At 63.8% G+C, this 533-nt stretch carries 1 protein-coding gene; it reads right to left on the bottom strand.

Features of this window, described 5'->3' with window-relative positions:
• A partial coding sequence (locus JWG43_RS17800; RefSeq protein ID WP_205244289.1) for an amino acid ABC transporter ATP-binding protein occupies positions 1–533 on the bottom strand: 533 nt, incomplete at both ends.

Raw genomic sequence — 533 nt, 5'->3', positions numbered from 1 at the left:
GTGGATGGCGGGGCGAGTTGAACAGGGTGTCGGGCTTGCCCATTTCCAGGATCTGGCCGTGGTCCATGAAGATCAGGCGGTCGGCCACGGTACGGGCAAAGCCCATTTCGTGGGTCACGCAGATCATGGTCATGCCTTCTTCGGCCAGGCTCACCATAACGTCCAGCACTTCGCCCACCATTTCGGGGTCAAGGGCGGAGGTGGGCTCGTCGAAGAGCATGATGTCCGGCTGCATGGCCAGGGCGCGGGCGATGGCGACGCGCTGCTTTTCACCACCCGACAAAGCCGCCGGCCGCTGGTGCAGACGGTGGCCCAGCCCGACCTCTTCAAGGGCGATCGTGGCGCGCTTCTTGGCCTGGCCCGCAGTCAGCCCCTGGAACTTCAGCACCGTCTCGACCTGCTGAAGCGCCGTCAGCGCGGGAAACAGGTTGAAGCCTTGGAAGATGAAGCCGCAGTTATCCAGGCGGAATTTGTCGATCCGGCCCGAGGACAGCTTCCACAGATCGTCGACGTCCAGCACGTCCACCCTACCC

Source organism: Desulfobulbus alkaliphilus (genome assembly GCF_016918545.1).
GTDB classification, from domain to species: domain Bacteria; phylum Desulfobacterota; class Desulfobulbia; order Desulfobulbales; family Desulfobulbaceae; genus Desulfobulbus; species Desulfobulbus alkaliphilus.
This window is presented reverse-complemented; position numbering and strand designations above follow the sequence as displayed.